14 protein-coding genes and 5 pseudogenes are annotated in these 18,602 nt (G+C 67.8%); 12 read left to right on the top strand and 7 right to left on the bottom strand.

Going from position 1 to position 18,602, the window contains the following annotated elements:
- The first annotated feature begins 114 nt into the window (after positions 1–114).
- From OG819_RS51340 to OG819_RS51315, 7 genes and pseudogenes are all read left to right on the top strand, one after another.
- Positions 115–1,207, top strand: a pseudogene (locus OG819_RS51340) (integrase core domain-containing protein).
- Between the two features lie 695 nt (positions 1,208–1,902).
- The gene (locus OG819_RS51335) at positions 1,903–2,658 is read left to right on the top strand and encodes an AraC family transcriptional regulator (RefSeq protein WP_266636834.1); all 756 of its coding nucleotides are present in this window, start codon (positions 1,903–1,905) and stop codon (positions 2,656–2,658) included.
- Positions 2,659–2,802: 144 nt separating this feature from the next.
- On the top strand, positions 2,803–3,012 hold the full coding sequence (locus OG819_RS51330) for a hypothetical protein (protein WP_266636832.1): 210 nt from the start codon (positions 2,803–2,805) through the stop codon (positions 3,010–3,012).
- 87 nt (positions 3,013–3,099) lie between these two features.
- Positions 3,100–3,522, top strand: a pseudogene (locus tag OG819_RS59410) (MauE/DoxX family redox-associated membrane protein); the annotation flags it as partial.
- A gap of 190 nt (positions 3,523–3,712) precedes the next feature.
- Complete coding sequence (locus tag OG819_RS51325) at positions 3,713–4,267, top strand: redoxin domain-containing protein (RefSeq protein WP_266656789.1); 555 nt, start codon at positions 3,713–3,715, stop codon at positions 4,265–4,267.
- 170 nt (positions 4,268–4,437) lie between these two features.
- A complete protein-coding gene (locus OG819_RS51320; protein WP_266656787.1) occupies positions 4,438–6,174 on the top strand; it encodes an ABC transporter ATP-binding protein in 1,737 nt (578 codons plus the stop codon).
- Positions 6,171–6,659 (top strand): S26 family signal peptidase, encoded by a 489-nt coding sequence (locus OG819_RS51315; RefSeq protein ID WP_266656785.1) that lies wholly within the window; start codon positions 6,171–6,173, stop codon positions 6,657–6,659. The genes OG819_RS51320 and OG819_RS51315 overlap by 4 nt, the downstream gene beginning before the upstream one ends.
- A 285-nt stretch (positions 6,660–6,944) precedes the next feature.
- On the opposite strand, the pseudogene OG819_RS51310 reads toward OG819_RS51315, so the two are convergent.
- Both OG819_RS51310 and OG819_RS51305 read right to left on the bottom strand, forming a co-directional pair.
- Positions 6,945–7,708, bottom strand: a pseudogene (locus OG819_RS51310) (IS6 family transposase).
- Positions 7,709–7,802: 94 nt separating this feature from the next.
- Positions 7,803–8,714, bottom strand: a complete 912-nt coding sequence (locus tag OG819_RS51305) for a LysR family transcriptional regulator (RefSeq protein ID WP_266636825.1) — start codon at positions 8,712–8,714, stop codon at positions 7,803–7,805.
- A gap of 75 nt (positions 8,715–8,789) precedes the next feature.
- Here OG819_RS51305 and OG819_RS51300 point away from each other — a divergent pair, with 75 nt between their 5' ends.
- Positions 8,790–9,539 carry a hypothetical protein gene (locus OG819_RS51300; RefSeq protein WP_266636818.1) on the top strand — a complete coding sequence of 250 codons (750 nt, stop codon included), beginning with the start codon at positions 8,790–8,792 and terminating at the stop codon, positions 9,537–9,539.
- Positions 9,439–10,422 (top strand): cysteine synthase family protein, encoded by a 984-nt coding sequence (locus tag OG819_RS51295; RefSeq protein ID WP_323139468.1) that lies wholly within the window; start codon positions 9,439–9,441, stop codon positions 10,420–10,422. The genes OG819_RS51300 and OG819_RS51295 overlap by 101 nt, the downstream gene beginning before the upstream one ends.
- Positions 10,423–10,517: 95 nt before the next feature.
- Here OG819_RS51295 and OG819_RS51290 read toward each other — a convergent pair whose 3' ends face one another.
- Positions 10,518–11,906: an IS1380 family transposase gene (locus tag OG819_RS51290; protein ID WP_266622617.1), complete on the bottom strand. Its 1,389-nt coding sequence runs from the start codon at positions 11,904–11,906 to the stop codon at positions 10,518–10,520.
- Between the two features lie 681 nt (positions 11,907–12,587).
- On the opposite strand from OG819_RS51290, the gene OG819_RS51285 reads away from it, so the two are divergent.
- Entirely contained in the window at positions 12,588–12,968 is a 381-nt protein-coding gene (locus tag OG819_RS51285; protein WP_266623300.1) for a transposase, read from the top strand.
- Here OG819_RS51285 and OG819_RS51280 read toward each other — a convergent pair.
- Positions 12,895–13,209, bottom strand: a pseudogene (locus OG819_RS51280) (transposase); the annotation flags it as partial. The gene OG819_RS51285 and the pseudogene OG819_RS51280 overlap by 74 nt on opposite strands.
- A 151-nt stretch (positions 13,210–13,360) precedes the next feature.
- Between OG819_RS51280 and OG819_RS51275 the strand changes: the two are divergent.
- Positions 13,361–13,612 (top strand): integrase core domain-containing protein, encoded by a 252-nt coding sequence (locus OG819_RS51275; protein WP_266656783.1) that lies wholly within the window; start codon positions 13,361–13,363, stop codon positions 13,610–13,612.
- 43 nt (positions 13,613–13,655) lie between these two features.
- Here the strand turns inward: OG819_RS51275 and OG819_RS51270 are convergent.
- From OG819_RS51270 to OG819_RS51260, 3 genes and pseudogenes are all read right to left on the bottom strand, one after another.
- A pseudogene (locus OG819_RS51270) lies at positions 13,656–13,874 on the bottom strand (IS5/IS1182 family transposase); the annotation flags it as partial.
- Between the two features lie 189 nt (positions 13,875–14,063).
- Entirely contained in the window at positions 14,064–14,411 is a 348-nt protein-coding gene (locus OG819_RS51265; protein WP_266656781.1) for a hypothetical protein, read from the bottom strand.
- Positions 14,402–14,599 carry a helix-turn-helix domain-containing protein gene (locus OG819_RS51260; RefSeq protein ID WP_266656779.1) on the bottom strand — a complete coding sequence of 66 codons (198 nt, stop codon included), beginning with the start codon at positions 14,597–14,599 and terminating at the stop codon, positions 14,402–14,404. The genes OG819_RS51265 and OG819_RS51260 overlap by 10 nt, the downstream gene beginning before the upstream one ends.
- A 485-nt stretch (positions 14,600–15,084) precedes the next feature.
- Here OG819_RS51260 and OG819_RS51255 point away from each other — a divergent pair, with 485 nt between their 5' ends.
- Positions 15,085–18,462 (top strand): S8 family serine peptidase, encoded by a 3,378-nt coding sequence (locus OG819_RS51255; protein WP_266656777.1) that lies wholly within the window; start codon positions 15,085–15,087, stop codon positions 18,460–18,462.
- Positions 18,463–18,602 lie beyond the last annotated feature (140 nt).

Raw genomic sequence — 18,602 nt, 5'->3', positions numbered from 1 at the left:
GGGTGCCGATAATTCATTCGCTCAGGTGAAGCGCTTGATCCCGGATCTCCGGCTGCGCCTTCCTTCACCCTGTTGTCTTCGTCTGCGCAGGGCATCGACGGCATCATGATTTTCGTGCTGCTGCGTCTTGCGTGTCTCGCCGTGACCCACACCTTTGCGTTCCTGCGCCTGTTGCCGATGAGCGACAGAGACAAGGACGTGGAGATCCTGGCGCTGCGGCACCAGCTGCTGGTCCTGCAGCGCCAGGTCGGAGGCCCACGTTCACCGACACCGACCGCGCTGTCCTCGCCGGCCTGCTCCACCACCTCCCCATGGACAAGCTGCGGCATCTCCTGCTGCTGGTCCGCCCGGACACGCTCCCGCGCTGGCATCGCGACCTGCTCAAGCGGTGCCACGCTGCGGCCTGCGTGCCCAAGCGCCGCGGACGCCCGCCGACCATCCGGTCGATCCGGGCTGCCCTGGTCGTGCGTCTGGCGGGCGAGAATGCCTCGTGGGGCTACCGGCGGATCCACGGCGAGCTCGCGGCGCTCGGCATCAAGGTCGCCGCCTCCACCGTCTGGGAGATCCTCCGCGAGCACGGCATCCCACCCACGCCCGAACGGCAGAGCACCACCTGGGCCGACTTCCTGCGCAGCCAGGCAGAAGCGCTGCTCGCCTGCGATCTGTTCGAGGTCCGCACCCTGACCGGGGCGCGCCTGTACGTCTTCGCGGTGATCGAGCACGCCACGCGGCGGGTGCGGATCCTGGGCGCCGGCGCACACCCGACGGCGGAGTGGATCGTGTGCTCGGGCGCCATCTCCTCATGGACCTTCAGGACGCAAGCAGCAGGGCCAGGTTCTTGATCCGCGACCGCGACTCGAAGTTCACGGCCGCTTTCGACGACCTGCTGACCGACGCCGGGCTGAACGTTGTCACCACCGGCATCCGGATACCGCGGATGAACTCCCACATGGAGCGCTGGATACAGACGTGCCGGCGTGAGTTGCCGGACCGCACCTTGATTGGGAACCAGAGCCACCTTCCGCACTCGCTCCGCGAGTTCGAGACCTTCTACAACTGCCATCGACCGCACCGAGTCCTGGGACAAGCCGCGCCGCTGCGCCCACTGCCTGCACCGATCAACGTGCCAGAGCAGATCGGGCATCTTGAGGTCCGCCGACGAGACCGGCTCGGCGGAACCCTGCACGAGTACCAACATGCCGCCTGAGCAGGCCGGACGATTTATCGGCACCCGCACTGCCCGCCGAAGCCTGAGCACCGACCCAAGACCCGACCTCCGCTACGCCCCGACATGACGTCAGAAACCCACGCACTCAAAGGTTCGTTGACAACTTGACCAGCGCATGCCATCGTCGTGAGACGGGGTGGACTGAGATCATTGGCTTGACGCGCGTACCGGGCTTGCCTGAAGGGCGTCCGGTTCATGGGCGGCGTCGACATGCGACGAGCACCCCTCCAGCGAACGGAGGGGTGCGATTCGGGATGTGGCCTGGAGGTTTCTTCGCGCAATGCGACGGAGAGCGACCGAGAAAGCGTGAGAGCCGGAGTGCCGATGCTCGCTTCCGTCAATGCGCTGCAACCCACCAATCGGAGCGTTGTCATGTGCACATCATTCTCGTCATTATGCCTTGCCACTTCGCCTACCGTATTCGCCACTGTGCACAATGTCCCTCCGAGGGCGCTTCGCAGCGACGGTGAGATTTCGAGCAACTGGGCCACTGCGGAGCGTCGATGCCGGTTGTGGGTGTTCACGTGTCCGACAGTCCGCTGACGGAACAGGTTTTGCCGGCGTATCGGATGCGATGCCCTGAGGGTCGGTGGGAGCTGGCCTTCGGACACCCGCATCCATCCCTGGCGCCGGGAGTACTCAGCTACCGGGGATTCCGGTTCGCGCCAGGACCGGTGCGCAGACGTCTGGAGATCCCGTGCGGACTGGCGACATTGGTCCTGGGGTTCGGTGAGTCGCTGCGGATCTCGCCGGTGGGTGCAGCTCACGGGGCCCGCACCGTCGTATCCCTGTTGAGCCCGCCGAGTACGCGCCCTGTGCTGGGCGAGCACACCGGCGGGATACACGGCGTTGAGGTGATGCTCGCACCGTGGGCGGCCTTCGAACTGTTCGGTGTGGCCTTGGGGGACCTGCCCGAACCTGGCGTAGAGCTCGCCGACCTCCCCGGCATCCGGGTCCACCACCTGTTGGAGCAGCTGGCAGGGGCATCGGGGTGGTCTTCGCGCTTCGCCCTCGTCGACCAGTTCCTCTTGCGCTGCCGGAAGGAGGGTCGCCTCGCATCCGAGCGGGTGGTCGCGGCCTGGCAGCGTCTGGAGCAGTCCCGCGGCAGGCTGGAGATCACCGCCTTGGCTGAAAGCATGCGGTGGAGCCAGCGTCAACTCGAGCGCGGGTTCGGCGAGCAGCTCGGTCTGACTCCCAAACGACTGGCCCGGGTGCTGCGACTGCAACACGCCGCCGCGTTGCTCTCCGCCGGCCGCAGACCCGGTGAGGTGGCGTCCAGCTGCGGGTTCTACGACCAAGCACACCTGACAAGGGAGTTCACCGCGCTGACGGGACGCCCGCCGCTGCGTTTTATCGCCGCATACCAGCGCGGGGGAGGCGGTGTCGACCGGGTGGCAGGCCGGATCACCAGCATTCTGCAAGAAGGCTGAACGCTGCGGGTGAGTGGGAGTCCGCTGCAGTGGGGCGGGTCGAAAAAATACAATGTCGATTTCCTCCAATACCGGTCTGTCGGCGGAATGCGAAGGTGCCTCATCCGACGTCGGGTCGGGACGATCCACAAAGGAGGGGATGACATGCTTCGTAAACTGGAATCCGCTGGGCAGGCGCTTCTTGAGCGCTTCGTGCCCAAGATTTCCGCCTCGGCGCAGGTCTCGCCGCAGTCGTGCTGGACGCAGTGCTGGCAGTGCAACGTGGCCAACGGGTACACAAACGTGAACACGTGGTGCACCAACAACGCTCCGTGCTGCGGTACCTACGGCGGCCACCTGACCTGCTACTGCTGATCGTGGCTCTGGGGCCCGGGGCATCGGCGCCGGGCCCTGTTCCACGCGGCTGGAAGGGGGCATCGGTCCCCCTGTTCCAGGTCAGGTGTGCGCCGGCACACGAACTATCAAGTCTGGGGGATCGTGGAGCACTATCTCTCGCCCTGGATCAAAAGTCTGATCGGCCTGATTTTCCTGGTGTCCTCGGTGAGCAAGGTCTCCGGACGCCGGTCCTTCGACGAGTTCGCCGCAGCGGTTGAGGTGCTGGCCCCGGTTCCCGGGGCACGCAGACTGCTGGCTCCAGCCGTGGTGGCTCTGGAATTCGCGGTGTGGGGGCTGCTGGCGCTGCCCCTACCCGTGGCGTTCCGATACGGCGCCTGGCTTGCGACGGGCCTGCTGCTCGCCTTCGCTCTCGGCATCGCGTTCGTCGCGCGCCGGGGGAAGGCCACGGCTTGCCGCTGCTTCGGCCATTCCACGGTACCGGTCAGCGGGTGGCAGGCCGTCCGCAACCTGGTGCTGGCGGTCCCGACCGGCCTCTCGGCACTGTTCGGTCCGAGCTCTGGCGGCACCACTGCCGGAGTGTTGCTGACGATCGCGATCGGGCTTACGTGCGGGGCGCTCGTCACCACTCTCGATGAACTCGTGGAGCTGTTCCGGCCGGGTGCGCGGCCCACTGCTCCGCCCGCCGCCATGTCCACCAAGTTCCGACAGGAGAAACATCATGCCCGTGGTGATCGCCGCCCTCGTCTTCGTCGGGGCGTTGTGCGTCCTCAATCTCGTGCTGAGCTTCGGAATGATCAAACGCCTGCGGGACCAGGCCGAGATCCTCAACCGCAACGGCAGGTCCAACCCGGCTGTCTCCGTCGGAATGGGCGATGAGATCGGGGAGTTCACCACCCTCACGGAGGACGCCGAGCCGGTGGATGACAACAGCTTGCGGCACGGCGACACCTTGGTGGCCTTCTTCTCGCCAACCTGCCGGCCGTGCCAGGAGAAGTTGCCGAAGTTCGTTGACTTCGCTGCCTCGTTCCCCGGCGGCCGAGAGAAGGTGCTGGCCACTGTCGTGGGCGAGCCCGAGGCGGTCGCCGACATGCTGGAGCGCCTGCGTCCGGTGGCCCGGGTGGTGCACGAGTCCAGCAACGCGGGCGCGGTGAGTTCAGCCTTCGCGCTCAAGGCGTTCCCCGCGCTGCTCGTCGTCTCACCCAGCTCTGAGCACGGACGCCCCATCGTCACCGCTGAGGAGATCGACCTCGACGTACCGGTGCAGGCACGGTGAGAACACGCCGCCGACGTCCGCCAGGCCGCTCCGGGAAGGGGCACACGCGCTCCGCGCGCCGACGCATCACCGCCGCCCTAGTCCTCTGCGCTGCCGCGGCGCCCTGGGCCTCGGCCGGATACGCCGCGATCACGCTGACGTCCGGGCTGGTGCCGGTGATGGTCGCGTGGATGACGAAGCTCTTGATTGACGGTCTGACGCACGGTGCGGATATCAGGACGTTGCTCGTCCCCGCGCTCGGTTACGTCCTTGCGGCTACCGTGGTGGGCCTCGGCCCGCTGGCTGCCCGATATCTTCGAGGCGTTGTGGACCGGGAGGTGGGATTGCTGACGCAGGATCGGCTCTTCACCGCGGTGGGCCGCCAGCCTGGCCTGGGACGGCTGGAGGATCCGGCATTCCTCGACCGCCTGCGGGTGGCCCAGGATGTGGGCAGGACTGTCGCCGGCCAACTCGCGGACGCGGCGCTGGCTGCGGGCAGGTCCATGCTGACCGTGGCCGGGTTCATGGTTTCACTGGTCGCGCTCAACTCGTTGATGGCCATCATCGTGCTCGCCGCAGGTGTTCCGTCGCTCGTGGCCCAACTCGCCCTGTCACGACACCAGGCACGCGCCGTGTTCGAAGTCGGCAGGATCGAGCGCAGGGAGGACTTCTACGCCGGGCTGATCGCCACGCCCACCGCGGCGAAGGAAATCCGGCTGTTCGGGATCGGCGACTTCCTACGGTCGCGTGTGCTGGCCGAGCGCCGGGCGGCCAACGCCGTCACCCAGTCCGTGGAAGCACGCCAGACCAAAGTGCAGAGCGTTCTGGAACTGCTGTCCGCACTCGTTTCCGGGGCCGGACTGGTGTGGGCGGTGTTCGCGGCCCACGACGGCGATCTGACGGTCGGCGGGGTGACCATGTTCGTGGCAGCGGTCGATGGTGTGCAGAGCTCGCTCGGCAGCCTTCTGATCCAGCTCGCGGCGTCCCAGCGTGCGCTGCTCATGTTCGACCACTACCTGGAGGTGGTCGAGGCCGAACCGGACCTTCCAGTGGCCCTCGAACCGGCTCCACTGGCGCCGTTGCGGCACGGGATCGAACTGCGGGACGTCTGGTTCCGTTACGCCGCGGACCATGACTGGGTGCTGCGCGGGCTGAACCTGTTCATCCCGTGCGGACAGTCGCTGGCCCTGGTGGGTCTGAACGGTGCAGGGAAGTCCACGCTGGTGAAACTGCTGTGCCGCTTCTACGATCCCACGCACGGCGCCGTGCTGTGGGACGGCGTCGACGTGCGCGACGCCGATCCGGCAGAGCTGCGCGAACGCATCAGCACTGTGTTCCAGGACTTCCAGCACTACGACATGACCGCTGCCGAGAACATCGGGCTCGGTGACCTGCGGTTGCTGGACGAACGGGACCGGATCGAGGCCGCGGCGAGTAAGGCGGGCATGCACGAGAAACTCGCGGGGCTTCCGCAGGGGTACGACACGATGCTCTCCCGCACCTTCCACCGTGACAGTCAATCCGCGGAACCGCGGTCGGGGACGCTGCTCTCGGGCGGGCAGCACCAGCGTCTGGCCCTGGCCCGTGCCTTCATCCGTGAGGGGCGCGACCTGATGATTCTCGACGAACCCTCGGCGGGACTGGACGCGGAGTCGGAACACGAGATCCACATCTCGATCAGGCACCACCGGGCAGACCGCACAAGCCTGCTGATCTCGCATCGGCTCAGCGCCGTGCGCGACGCGGACCGGATCGCCGTACTCGGTGACGGGCGTGTGCTGGAGGAAGGCAGCCACATGCAGTTGATGCGGGCTGGGGGCGAGTACGCGCGCCTGTTCACCTTGCAGGCTGACGGGTACACGGACACTCTGCGTCACGCGGAGCGGGTCAGCCCGACGGACCCGGTGGAAGCGGCGGCCAGGAAATGATCGCGGACCACGCCTCGGTCGTCGCCGCCGCGCTCACCCGCCGACTGGTGGCTGTCACCGTCGACGGCGTGAGCATGGAGCCGACGTTCCGGGACCGTGATCAGGTGCTGGTGATCCGGGGCACGAAGCCGGAGGTCGGCCGGGTGGTGGTCGTCGAATCCCCCTTCGGGACGCGTGGCTGGAGGCAGCGGCCGCTCGTGGCGAAGGCCGCTCCCTCCCTCGTGGCGAGGCGCCGCTGGATGATCAAGCGGGTCGTTGCCCTGCCTGGGGATCCGGTCCCGAGCTGTGGCATTCCGGCGCTCGCCGACGTGTCCGGCGAACGCGTGCCGGACGGCATGGCCGTGCTCCTGGGTGACAACAGCTCGGCGAGCTTCGATTCGCGGGAGTTCGGCTACTTCCCCCTTGAGCGGATACTTGGTGTGGTCAGGCTGCCGAGACGTTCGCGGACCGGCTGTGGCCGCCGTCCGGAGAGGCTGAATGACTGAGGAGCCCCTCGACCTGGCTTGAACGGCCGAGTGTGTCCGGATCGAGGTCGAACGCCCAAGACGCCGACGGCGCCCCCTTCAGCCGCGGTTCCCCGGCACCGGTACTCCCGCCACAGGTGCCACGGCCATGGGGGAATCCGTTCGGGGGCCGAGCCATTCGCAGAGGAGGATGGCGGGCGGCCAAGGCGGTGTTTTCAGACCTCGCCGGGGCGTTGTCACGTTGTTGAGGGGGTGAGGTGTCTGAGGTCGCGTCTGCGCGGGTCGGGCCGGGTGGCAGTCCCGGGGTCAGGCCCTGGTGGGCTGGCCGACGACTCCGGTGATCTGGTCCCAGATGGTGAAGCGGATGGTCATCTCGAGGCGGTGTTCGGTGGCGGTCATCAGGTGGCGCGAGGGTCGGAAGTGGGGTGAGATGCCGCTGAAGGCCGACAGGAACCGTTGGGCTGCGCCGACGGAGCGGAAGCCTTTCATCGCGCGTTCGCGCTGCCGGGTGGGCTGGTGGGAGTTCTCGGCCCGGTTGTTCAGGCCCTTGTGGGAGCGGTGCTCGACCGAGGGCATCACCTCGCGGTGGGCGGCACCGTAGGACCGGAGCTTGTCGGTCACAATGACGCGGGGCACCGACCGGGTCTTCTTCATCAGCTTCCGAAAGAAACGCCTGGCCGCGTCCTTGTCGCGGCGGCTCTGGACCAGGATGTCCAGGACGTTGCCGTCCTGGTCCACCGCGCGCCACAGGTACTTCCGCTCGCCGTTGGTCTTGACGAAGACCTCGTCCAGATGCCAATTGTCGCCTGGCCTGGGGCGGCGTCGGCGCAGCGCGTCGGCGTAGGACTGCCCGAATTTCCGGCACCACCGGCGGACCGTCTCGTAGGAGACGACGCCGCCGCGCTCGAGCATCAGCTCCTCGACCTCGCGGAAGCTGAGCGGGAACCGGAAGTACAGAGCCACACGCAGTGGGAGATGATCTCCACCGGGTACCGGTGGCCCTTGTACGACGGCCGCGTGCTCGCCACGCGCGATCCCCTCCCGAGCGTGATCGACGACTTGGAGACCATCTCAGACCGTCAGCCAACGTGACAGCGCCTTACCGACAGCTACTTGTCGGGGGCGGCAGCTATACGAGCACAGGGCCGGGTACGCGGTCGAGGGTCAGTGTCGGCCTGTTACGGCGTGCCGGTGGATCGCCGCCGTGAGCGTCGTGGCGGGACCCGTCAGGTTGCCGTGGACGAGTTCGGTGCGGTGGACGAGGTGGGGAGTCGAGAGTGGGACACCGGTCACATCGGGTTCGCCCTCTCGTTGGTGTTGCACGGCGGACGCGGGAAGCAGGGCGAGCCCAGCGCCGGCCGCGACGAGGGCCAGGAGACTGCGCACATCGGTGCCGTCGTAGTGCAGGCTGGAGCGGAACCCGTCGGTGCGTGCGACGGCCCGCATCCGGTCCAGCGGTGTGGCGACGTCGGGTGCGTCGATCCAGACAGCGTCGACGAGGTCGTCCAGACGGAGTCGGCTACGGCTTGCCAGGGGGTGCGTGCCGGGCAGGGCCACGGCGACGGATTCCTCGGTCAGGGCGACCGTGGTGAGCGGACCGCTGTCGAGCAGGCGGAGCGGGTCGCTGGCGGCGGTGACTCCGTCGACGAGACCAAGGTCCGCGTCGCCGTTGGCGACGGTCTCGAGGACACCATCACGGCCCATGGTTCTCACGACGATCGTCAAGCGCGGCATCGAGCGCTGCAGTTCGGTGAGTACGGCGATGGTGTGCCGGATGTCGGCGAGCGGCGACGCCCCGAGGGTCAGACGGGCCGGCGGTTCGCCTGACAGGCGCTGGACGTCGGTCCGGGCGGCGTTGAGGCGCAGCAGGATCGGCGTGGCGTGCTCCAGGAGTCGCTGCCCGGCCTCGGTCGGGATGACCGGGCGACGGTGCAGCAGTTGCACCCCGAGGTCCTTCTCCAACGTGGCGACCTGCTGGGAAACCGCGGACTGGGTGTAGCCGAGGTCGCATGCGGCGGCGGAGAAGGACCCTTCACGGGCTACCGCCACGAAGGTGCGCAGGAGGTTGACGTCCATGACTATAAGTATCTCTGATACTTCAACGATGATTTCTCGTTGGACTAATAACTGCGGGCTGCGCACGATGAGCCCATGGAGAGCAACGACGAGACGCATACGGCGAAGGTGGCACTCGTGGGCGACCGGTCGCCGCACGTGCGGTCCCACACGCGGATACCCCTCCTGCTGGAAACCCTGCGGGAGCGGGACGGAATCGCCTTGGACGCCTACTGGGTACCGACCGAGGAGGCGCACGCCACCAGGCTGGACCGGTTCGACGCCATCTGGCTGCTGCCCGGCAGCCCGTACCGCAGCGAGACCGGCGCGCTCCAGGCAGCCCGTACCGCCCGGGAAAACGGCATCGCCTACCTCGGTACCTGCGGTGGGTTTCAACACACACTGCTGGAGTTCGCGCGCAACGTCTGCGGGCTCACCACTGCCGGCCACGCCGAGAACACCCCGCACGCAGAGAGCCCGCTGATCGCACCCCTGGCCTGCTCCCTCATCGGGCACGAGGGCATGGTCAGCATCACCCCGGGCTCGGCAGCCGAACGTATCCTCGGCGTGGACCGGACCGTGGAGCGCTACCACTGCGGGTACGGGCTCAATCCCCAATACCTGGATGTCCTGTCCGCGCATGGCATGCGGTTCACCGGTCACGACGGCCCCGACGTACGTATCGCCGAACTACCAGGACACCCCTTCTTCCTGAGCACGCTCTTCCAACCCGAACTCGCCATTGATGACGGGCGTTGTCATCCGATCGTGCGCGCCTTCGCCTACGCCGCCGTCGCACACGCTGCGGGCGGGGCCACCGTGCCTGTCACAACCGGCAGAGGGTAACGCGATGCGACCAGGAACGCTGGCCGCGATCGGCAACACGCCGCTCGTGGAACTGCAGCATCTCGCGCCCTCAACCGGTGCCCGGGTGCTGGTGAAGCTCGAATACCTCAACCCAACTGGCGCCATGAAGGACCGGCTGGCGTTGGCGATGGTCGAGGGAGCCGAACGTGACGGCAGGCTCAGGCCGGGGATGACGATCGTCGAGTACACCGGCGGCAGCACCGGCCCGGGGCTCGCGCTGGTCTGCGCGGTCAAGGGGTACCGGCTCAAAATCGTCACGTCGGCCTGCTTCAGCGACGAGCCGCGGCGGCTGATGCGGGCACTCGGCGCCGACGTGGAGGTGCTCGACGCCGCCATCGCACCCGGTACGGTCACGCCGACCGACATCGACGCGATGCGCGCCCGCGCGGCCGACCTCGCCCAACAACCGGGCCACTACTTCACCGACCAGTTCAACAACCCGTATGTGGTCGCCGGTCTGCGCGACGGACTCGGCATGGAGATCCTGAACCAGAGCGCGCACCTGCCAGTGACAGCGTTCTGTACCGGTATCGGCAGTGGCGCGTCCCTGCTCGGTGTGGCAGCAGCGATCCGTCGGCGCGACCCGCGCCCCCGAATCGTCGGCTTGGAGCCGGCCGGATCGCCAGGTATCACCGCCGGCACCCGGGGCGTCTTCGCGATGCAGGGCTGGAGTGGCTTCGCCCCACCGCTGTTCGACATTGACGCCGTCGACGCGGTCGACATCATCAGCGACGACGACGCGTTTGCGACAACGTCCCGCCTGGCTGAGGAGGAAGGCATCTTCACCGGTGTCTCAGCCCGGATCCACCGGCTTGATTGTGGTGTGATCGGTTCGGGGTCGTGCAGGGCGTGTCGGGGCTGAGTTGCGGATTCGGGCGTGGGGTGGCCGCTGGTCTGCCCAGCCTTTCCACTTTTCCGCAGTTCTCGGGCCCTTTCGGGCAGGTCGGTCGGGGAGTGTCAGGGGGCTGGTGGCGCGTGCACGATGCTGAAGAGCTGGGTGAAGTCCGTGCTCCAGGGCCAGCGTTCGGGCAGGTGCAGGGTGAGGCGGCGGGCGGAGCGGGCCAGGCGGGCGGGCACGTTGATCAGGTGGTCACGGATGGTGGCGGTGGTCGCTCTGGCATGGAACGTGCCGGCCAGTGCGCCGGCGGCGCGGGTCAGGTTGTGCGCCAGGGCGGCCAGGGCGAGCCACGCGGCATTGGCCTGGAAATGCCCGGAGGGTGCGTGGGCGAAGGCGCTGTTCTTGACATCCGCGATCACCTGCTCGACGACAGCGTGCCGTCGGTGATCACGCTCGGCATCGTTCAAGGAGAGCGGGGAGTCGGTGAACGCGGCGTGGTAGCGCCAGGTGTCAAACAGCGTGCCCTGTCCGGCGGGGACGGTGCCAGTGTTCAGGCGTTTGACGCGGCGCACGATCAGACGGGCGGTGACCTGCTGCTTCTTCGGCTTGGAAGTGAAGGCGGTGTAGCCGGTCTCGGCTATCTCGGCGTCGGAGATCCAGCACTGGCCCTCCTCGTCCCAGACCGCCTTGGGGTACTTGATCGGCATCCAGGCGTCCTCATCGATGCGGGCGATGGCGGCCTTGACGGAAGCGTTCATCCGCACGGTGATGGAGAACCGCGCGCCCAGCGCCCGGCAGGAGTTGACGACATCGGCGCCGTAGAACGCCGAGTCCGCGCGCATCACCAGCAGGCCATTCGCGCCGCAGGCGCGGGCGGTGCGGATGGTCTCGGCGACGAACGCTGCCGCCCCGCGCGCGGAGTTCGATGGTCCCTTGCGCAGCCTCGTGGCGGCGATCACCGGGGCGGCCAGGGGTGTGGAGACGATGCCGAGCAGCGCGTTCAGGCCCTTGACCTTGCTGTATCCGTAACCGGTGCCCTGCTTGGCGTAGCCGTAGGTGCGGCGGATGGTGTCATCGATGTCCACGTAGGCGACCTGGTCCGCGCCGGGCAGCAGCGGGGCGTGACGGGCCAGTTCGGGAAGGAACCGGCGGGCCACGGCGTGCAATTGCTTCACATGCCCGTGCGTGAAGGAACGCAGAAACGACCCCAGCGTGGACGGGGCCCGCACACCGGAGAACAGGCGGCCCATCGCGCCGTGCCGTAGCCGGTGCATGTCATCGATGCTGTCGGCGCCCGCGACCATGCCGCCCACCAGCGACATCACTTTCGCTGTGGGGAAGGCACCGGTGCCGTCCTTCGAGGCCGGCAGACGGATGTACTCCCCGACCAGTGCGGGCAGACCGCACCGCTCGGCCAACCGCACCACCGGCTCCAGGCCGCCGTACGCGATTAGGTTCGGGTCGTCGAACGCGGATGAGACCGCCGCTGCGGCATGGGAAGATTGCATCTCGGAAGTGCCTTGCTGATCGTGCCTGATGTGGTCCTAGAGAAACCCCATCATCGCAGGTCACAAGGCACTTCTTCGTTCCCCGAGAAACTGTCCACAGACATCAAGCCGGTGGATCCAGGCTCAGGCGGTGCCAACGTCTATGGGGCGGTGCGCCTCGCGGCCCAACTGCCGCGAGAGGCGGCCGTCGTCACGCTGGCACCCGACTCCGGCTACAAGTACCTGGGTAGCGGCCTATTCGGATAAGCCATTCGTCAACGGGTGTAGTTTCTTAGCTCTCCCTTGGGGAGACTGTCTGAGCTGGGAACTTGAACCTCTGGCTGCGGTTCTGGCGGGTGTCTCCTACGGTGTCGTCACGACCTTGGGGGCGGCGATGGGCTCGTTGTTCGAGATGGACCGCCGCACTCCCGGCCGCGGAAAGGCGACCGTCATCTACGGCCGCGACAAGCGCCACACCGGCACATGGTCCCAAGCAGGCAATGCCAGAGGGCTGATCTCAGCTTGGCGTTTATGTGCGCCACGAGCGCAGAGGGTGAGGTTGATGTAGGTAGACCCACTTGATGCGGTGCTGTGCAGATGGTGAAGGTTTTGTGGCCCTTCGGCGTCGCCCTGCGGGGGGAGGCGTCAAATGTCCCTCCCCTCGTAGCGTGGAGTCCGTGATTGCAGGGGAAGTTGGGGTTCATGGGGTCCAAGCAACGGACGTACACGCCTGAGTTTCGTGAGGGGGCTGTACGCATCGTGATCGAGACCGGCAGGCCGATCCCGGAGGTCGCCGAGGAACTCGGCGTGCACTCCGGCACGTTGCACAGCTGGGTGTCGCGGTGGCGGCGCAACGGGTCGGCGTCGTCCGACCGGCCGACCGAGCCCGCGCCGCCGGGTGGACGGATGCGCGAGGCCGAGCGCGCCGAGCTGGAGCGGCTGCGGCGGGAGATGTCGGAGAAGAACAAGCGGATACGCGAGCTGGAGATGGAGCTTCCCAATCTTGTTGTCAAGCCGCCGCGGCAGCGGGTTGTGCGGGCTGGTAGCACTCTCCGTCACGGATCATCGCCCACAGGACGTTGACGCGGCGGCGGGCGAGGGCCAGCAGAGCCTGTTTGTGACTCTTGCCCTCGTTGCGCTTGCGGTCGTAGTAGGCCTTGGACGCGGGGCAGCACTTTAGGCTGACCATGGCCGACAGGTACATGGCTCGCAGTAGCCCGCGGTGGTAGCGCCGAGGCCGGTGCAGATTGCCGCTGACGCGGCCGGAGTCACGGGGTCTGGGGGCCAGGCCGGCGAAGCCGGCCAGCCGGTCAGCGGTGCCGAAGGCTCAACAGCCGCCCCCGCAAGACCCTCGCCTGGAAGACGCCCGGCGAGGCATTGAGCGAGCAGCTACGCTTGTTGACAGACAGTGTTGCAACGACTCCTTGAACCTGAGCGGCTCCCGGCGCTTTCGCCGGGCCTGTCGTCGCTTGGGCGTGACCCAGTCCATGGGCCGCGTCGGGTCGTGTTTCGACAACGCCGTCAGCGAGGCGTTCAACAGCGTGCTCAAGGTCGAGTACGTCTACCGGCACACGTTCGCCACCCGCACCGAGGCTCGACTGCGGATCGCGAGCTGGATCACCGGCTTCTACAACACGCACCGACTACACAGCGTGTGTGGATATCAGAGTCCGATCGACTACGAGCACGACCACCGGGCCAACTCCGCCTTGGAGCGGGCCGCTTAGAAGATCTCCACAGTTCGAGGGGATTGACAGCCGCCGCCCTCTCCAGCGCGGTGGACAGATCGGGAGCGTGGTCGGCGAGCACCGTCAGCCCTTCGTGCAGGTAGCGGTAGGCGGTCGGTACCGAGATGCCGTTGTCCCGGGCGAGTTGGACCAGCCGGGTACCGTCGACGAACCAGCGCAGCACGAGCACCGCCTGCCGGAAGACGCCCAGCGCGCGAGTGCCCTTGCGGGTCCCGAGCTGTTCGCGGTGCCCGCGCAGCAGCTTCGCGAGATGCTCGGCGGTCGCCCTGCGGACATGGAGCACGGCGGTGTAGGTGATACTGGACGCCACGTGGAGCCTCTGGTTGTGCGGAACGTGATCTTCGCAGACCCGTTCCTACCAGGGGCTTCACTCATGTCTGACGCCGAGTCACCATCCCGCGCCGTCCGGCAGCGTCACACACCGCAACCGTCACGTTGCTGAGAAGACTTCAGTAGCCAAGGCGTCTGCAAGGGTGCGGCGCGTATTTCCCGGGGTTCGGTCCCACCGTTGCTCGATGTACTCCCGGGCCAGAACGTACCAAGTGGTCCGCTGCTTCAAGGCCCGGATTTCGGAGGCCGGCAGACCTGACTGGGTGTCGAAGGGTTCGCCGTCGCGAGCGGCGGTCATCAGCTTGGCACGCCGACTCTCCGCGAGCTCTTTGGTGAGAAAGGACTCGGACTTCTCACGTCCACTAACAGTCCAACGGACCTCAAATCCCTTGCGCCGATCCGGCCGCTCGCGGATCTCCCAGAACCGGACCTTGTAACTCATCGCCATGCAGGCGTATCCCTTTCACACGCGTCCCACCACGCGTCCAGGTCGGCGCGGCGGCAGCGCAGTTCACCATTGGGTAGCTTGATCATTCGGGGTGCCTGACCGCGAGCGCGTAGGCGATAAAAGGCCGACGGGCTCATCCGGATTTCCGCTAGGACTTCGGCGAGCTTGAGCGCAGATGGACGAGCCATTGATATTTCCTCGGGCATTCCGGATTTGCCGGACACCCTAGCGGCAGCGCGCGGCTTGCACCCACTCCGCCACAGCTGACGGGCAGGCACTGTCAGTTACCGGGGCTGCAGGGCGCCGACATGAAGGGCCATAGTGTCCGAACGGCTCCACCACCAAGCACAGCCGCTGCGAACACCCTCATGTGGGGCGGCCTCCGCTGCGGCGTGGCTCTGGACTCTGGGCTGCGGCACAGTACTCGCCGCCGAGGGCAGCCGAAGGGCTTCCGGTCGAGCCGGGAAGGAAAGACTGTGCGTGATCTCCGGCGGCCGGCTTGACACCACCCGGGGAGCGGCTCGCTCGGTTCGTCCATGAGCCGCCGACCTGGCCACTTTTACCCTCTTTATGAAGTATAGGGGTTGGCGTAAAGGTGACTTGACGCCTGGTGGACAGGGCAAACTGCTGACCTCGGCACTTGACGGCACCACGCTGTCCTCCCATGAGAGACATGAACAACAGGTGGCGCCGCGGGATCCACCCTCCCCGGCCTCGGCATACGGTGGCAGCCGCCGCCCTCGTGGCGCTCGTGGCCGGTCTGACCGCCGCCCCCGGCGCCGCTCAGGACCTCGGCCCGCACACCGGGCGAACGGAAGCCGCCGCGCAGACCGGAGCGGCCCGGTCGCCGATCACCTCCCGGCATCAGCTCACCCTGATCACCGGCGACCGCGTCACGCTGGAGACGGACACCTCGGGCAAGCAGAGTGTGTCGGTCGAGCCCGCCGAGGGCCGCGAACGAGTCGCGTTCATCAAGCGCCAGGCCGGTCGCGACTGGACGGTCATACCCGCCGACACGCTCCCGATGCTCGCGACGGGCCGCCTCGACAAGGCGCTGTTCAACGTCTCCGCCCTGCTCCGGGGCAAGTACGCACAGCGGTCGAGCCTGCCGCTGATCGTCGAGTACGCGGGGGACGCGGGCACCGCCCGGCGACAGCTGACCGCCGCCGGTGCCGACACCGTCCGCCCCATCGGCGGGACCCCCTTCGCGACCCTCGGCGAACACCGCGCGGACGCCGCCGGATTCTGGAAGGGCATCGCCCCCGGCCGGGCGGACGCCACGTCCTTCGGAGCGGGTGTGCGCCGGGTCTGGCTGGACGGCCACTCAAGGATCCAGCTCGACAGGACGGTGCCGCGCATCGGGGCCCCGCACGCCTGGGAGAAGGGCTACACCGGCACCGGCGTCAAGGTCGCCGTGCTCGACACCGGTTACGACCCCAACCACCCGGACCTCAAGGGCCTCGTCACCGAGTCCGCGAACTTCACCACCGAGCCGAACACCGACGACCTGAACGGTCACGGCACCCATGTGACCTCCACGGTCGCCGGTTCCGGCGCGGCCTCCGGCGGCCGCTACAAGGGTGTGGCACCCGGTGTGCAGATCCTGTCCGGCAAGGTGTGCACGGCGGACGGCAACTGCGACAACTCCGACATCGTCGAGGGCCTGGCCTGGGCCGCCCAGCACGGCGCCAAGGTGATCAACCTCAGCCTGGGCGACACGGACACACCGGAGACCGACGCCCTCGAGGCCATGGTCGACACCGTGACCCGTGACTACGGCACGCTGGTCGTGGCCGCGGCCGGCAACAGCGGTCCCGACAAGGTCTCCTCGCCCGCCTCCGACGACCGGGCGCTGGCCGTCGGCGCGGCCGAGGAGGACGACGACCTCGCCGTCTTCAGCTCGGTCGGCCCGCGGGTGGGCGACTCCGGCCTCAAGCCGGACATCATCGCCCCCGGCGTCAACGTCGTCGCCGCGAGGGCGGGCGGCACCACCGCCGACGACGGCTATGTCGCGATGAGCGGCACGTCCATGGCCACGCCCCATGTGACCGGAGCCGCCGCCATCCTGTTCCAGGAGCACCCGGACTGGACGGCGGAGCAGGTCAAGCGCCAGCTGATGCAGTCGGCGACCGGCGCCAAGGAGCACGGCGCGTACTTCCAGGGCGCCGGACGCGTCGACGTCGCCCGGGCGGTCGACCAAGACGTCACCGCCGACACCACCACACTGGACTTCGGGCTGATCCGCTGGACGGACGGCAAGCGTCCCCCGGTGACCAAGACCATCACCTACCGCAACCCGGGCGCAGCGCCGGTCACCCTTCAGCTGAAGGACAACCCGAGCAGCGGGAAGAAGGACGTGCCCGCTCCCGCCGGCCTGTTCCGGCTCAGTGCCGACACGGTCACCGTGCCCGCGCACGGAACCGCGGCCGTCACCCTCACCGCGACCCCGGAAGCCACCACGACGTACGCCGCCTACAGCGGTGTGGTGACCGCGAGTACCGCGGACAACCAGGCGTCGGTGCGCGTCCCGTTCGGCATGGACGTCGAGCAGCCGTCCTACGACCTGCGCCTCGACATGAAGAGCCGCACGGGCGCCGCCCCCGACAACGCCTACCTGCTGGTCAACTCGGCCGACGGCAAGGCGTACGAGGTCGAGGCGCTCGGCAAGAGCAGCACGGTGGTGCGGCTGCCGAAGGACACCTACTCGGTGAGCGGCTTCTACTTCGACGCCTCCTTCACCGAGGGCACCATCGTCGGTGTGCCGAAGGTCGTGATGAGCGCCGACCAGCAGGTGACCATCGACGCCCGGAAGGCGAAGCCCGTCACGGTGTCGGCACCGAGCCGCTCCGCGCGCATCATGTCGGCCGAGATCGGCACGATCAGCATGGCCGACCAGCTTCTCTCGGTCACCATGTACAACGCGATCGGCACGGACCACATCGACGGCGTGTACGCGGTGCCGACGGCCCAGTACAAGGACTCGAAGTTCACCTACCTCGTCACCAGCGTCTGGGGCGACCCGGCCGGCGCGGACGGAAACCCCGCCTCGGTCTACTACCTCACGCGACCGGTGCACGGCGCCATCCCGGCGGACCCCGCCTACAACCCCCGTAAGTCGGAGCTGGCCAGGGTGAACACCACGTTCGCCGCCACCACGCCGGGAACCACGGCCACGCGCATCGTGTGGACGTACGTCGGCAACGTCCGCTTCAGTGGACGGGCGATGGAGGGGATTCCGGTCCCGGCCCGGCGCGTCGACTACTTCTCGGCGGGCGACGGCGTGCGCTGGCAGACGGCCTTCGACCAGAACAGCTTCCTCGACCCGAACGCGCACGGGCAGAGCTACCTCAGCGACCTGCACGGCTACAAGGCCGGCTCCCAGGTCGAGGAGCGCTGGAACGGCGGGATCCAGGCCGTGGGCCTCTCCTCCCAGATGGCCGCCTTCCGTGAGGGCGACACGATGTTCCGGCCCTTCCAGTCGGCCGCCAACGGCAACCTCGACCTGGTGGCCGACACCACGTCCGGCCTGCCCGAGGTGAAACTGTGGCGCAACGGCGAGCTCGTCTCACAGGACTGGAGCATGAGCGACGTCCCGGCCGACGCCACCCCCGCCGACTACCGTCTGACGGTCGAGCACAACCGTGACATGGCCCCCAGCTCCGTCTCCACGAGTGTGCGGGCGGAATGGCGGTTCCGGTCGCAGACCACGGCGACCCGGCAGGCGCTGCCGCTGTACGCGGTCCGTATGTCGCCGAAGCTGGACGAGTGGAACCGGGCCGAGGCCGGCCGCAAGCTCGACATCCCGGTCCTGATCCAGCGGACGGCCGGCGCCCCGGCGTCGCCCATCCGCGTCTTCACCACCGAGGTCTCCTTCGACGAGGGGAAGACCTGGCAGTCGGTGCGGGTCAAGGGCTCCGGCATGGAGCGCACCGTGACCGTGGAGCACCCGCGCCACGCCGCGGGCGGCTCGGTCAGCCTGCGCGTCTACGTCAAGGACGCGGCGGGCAACTCCTTCAAGGAGACCGTCATCAAGGGCTACTTGCTCAAGTAGCCGCCGTCGCGGAGCAGTCACGTCCTCGAGTAGCTGCTTTTGCGAGTAGCGCAGGCTGGCCGCAGCGGCCGCAACGCACACGAACAGGGCCCGCCGGACACGTCCGGCGGGCCCTGTTCGTGTGCGTTGCGGCGTCCGCC

The sequence above is a fragment of the Streptomyces sp. NBC_01549 genome (genome assembly GCF_026339955.1).
Lineage (GTDB): Bacteria > Actinomycetota > Actinomycetes > Streptomycetales > Streptomycetaceae > Streptomyces.
The sequence above is the reverse complement of the archived record's forward strand: the minus strand, read 5'-3'. Positions and strand labels throughout refer to the sequence as shown.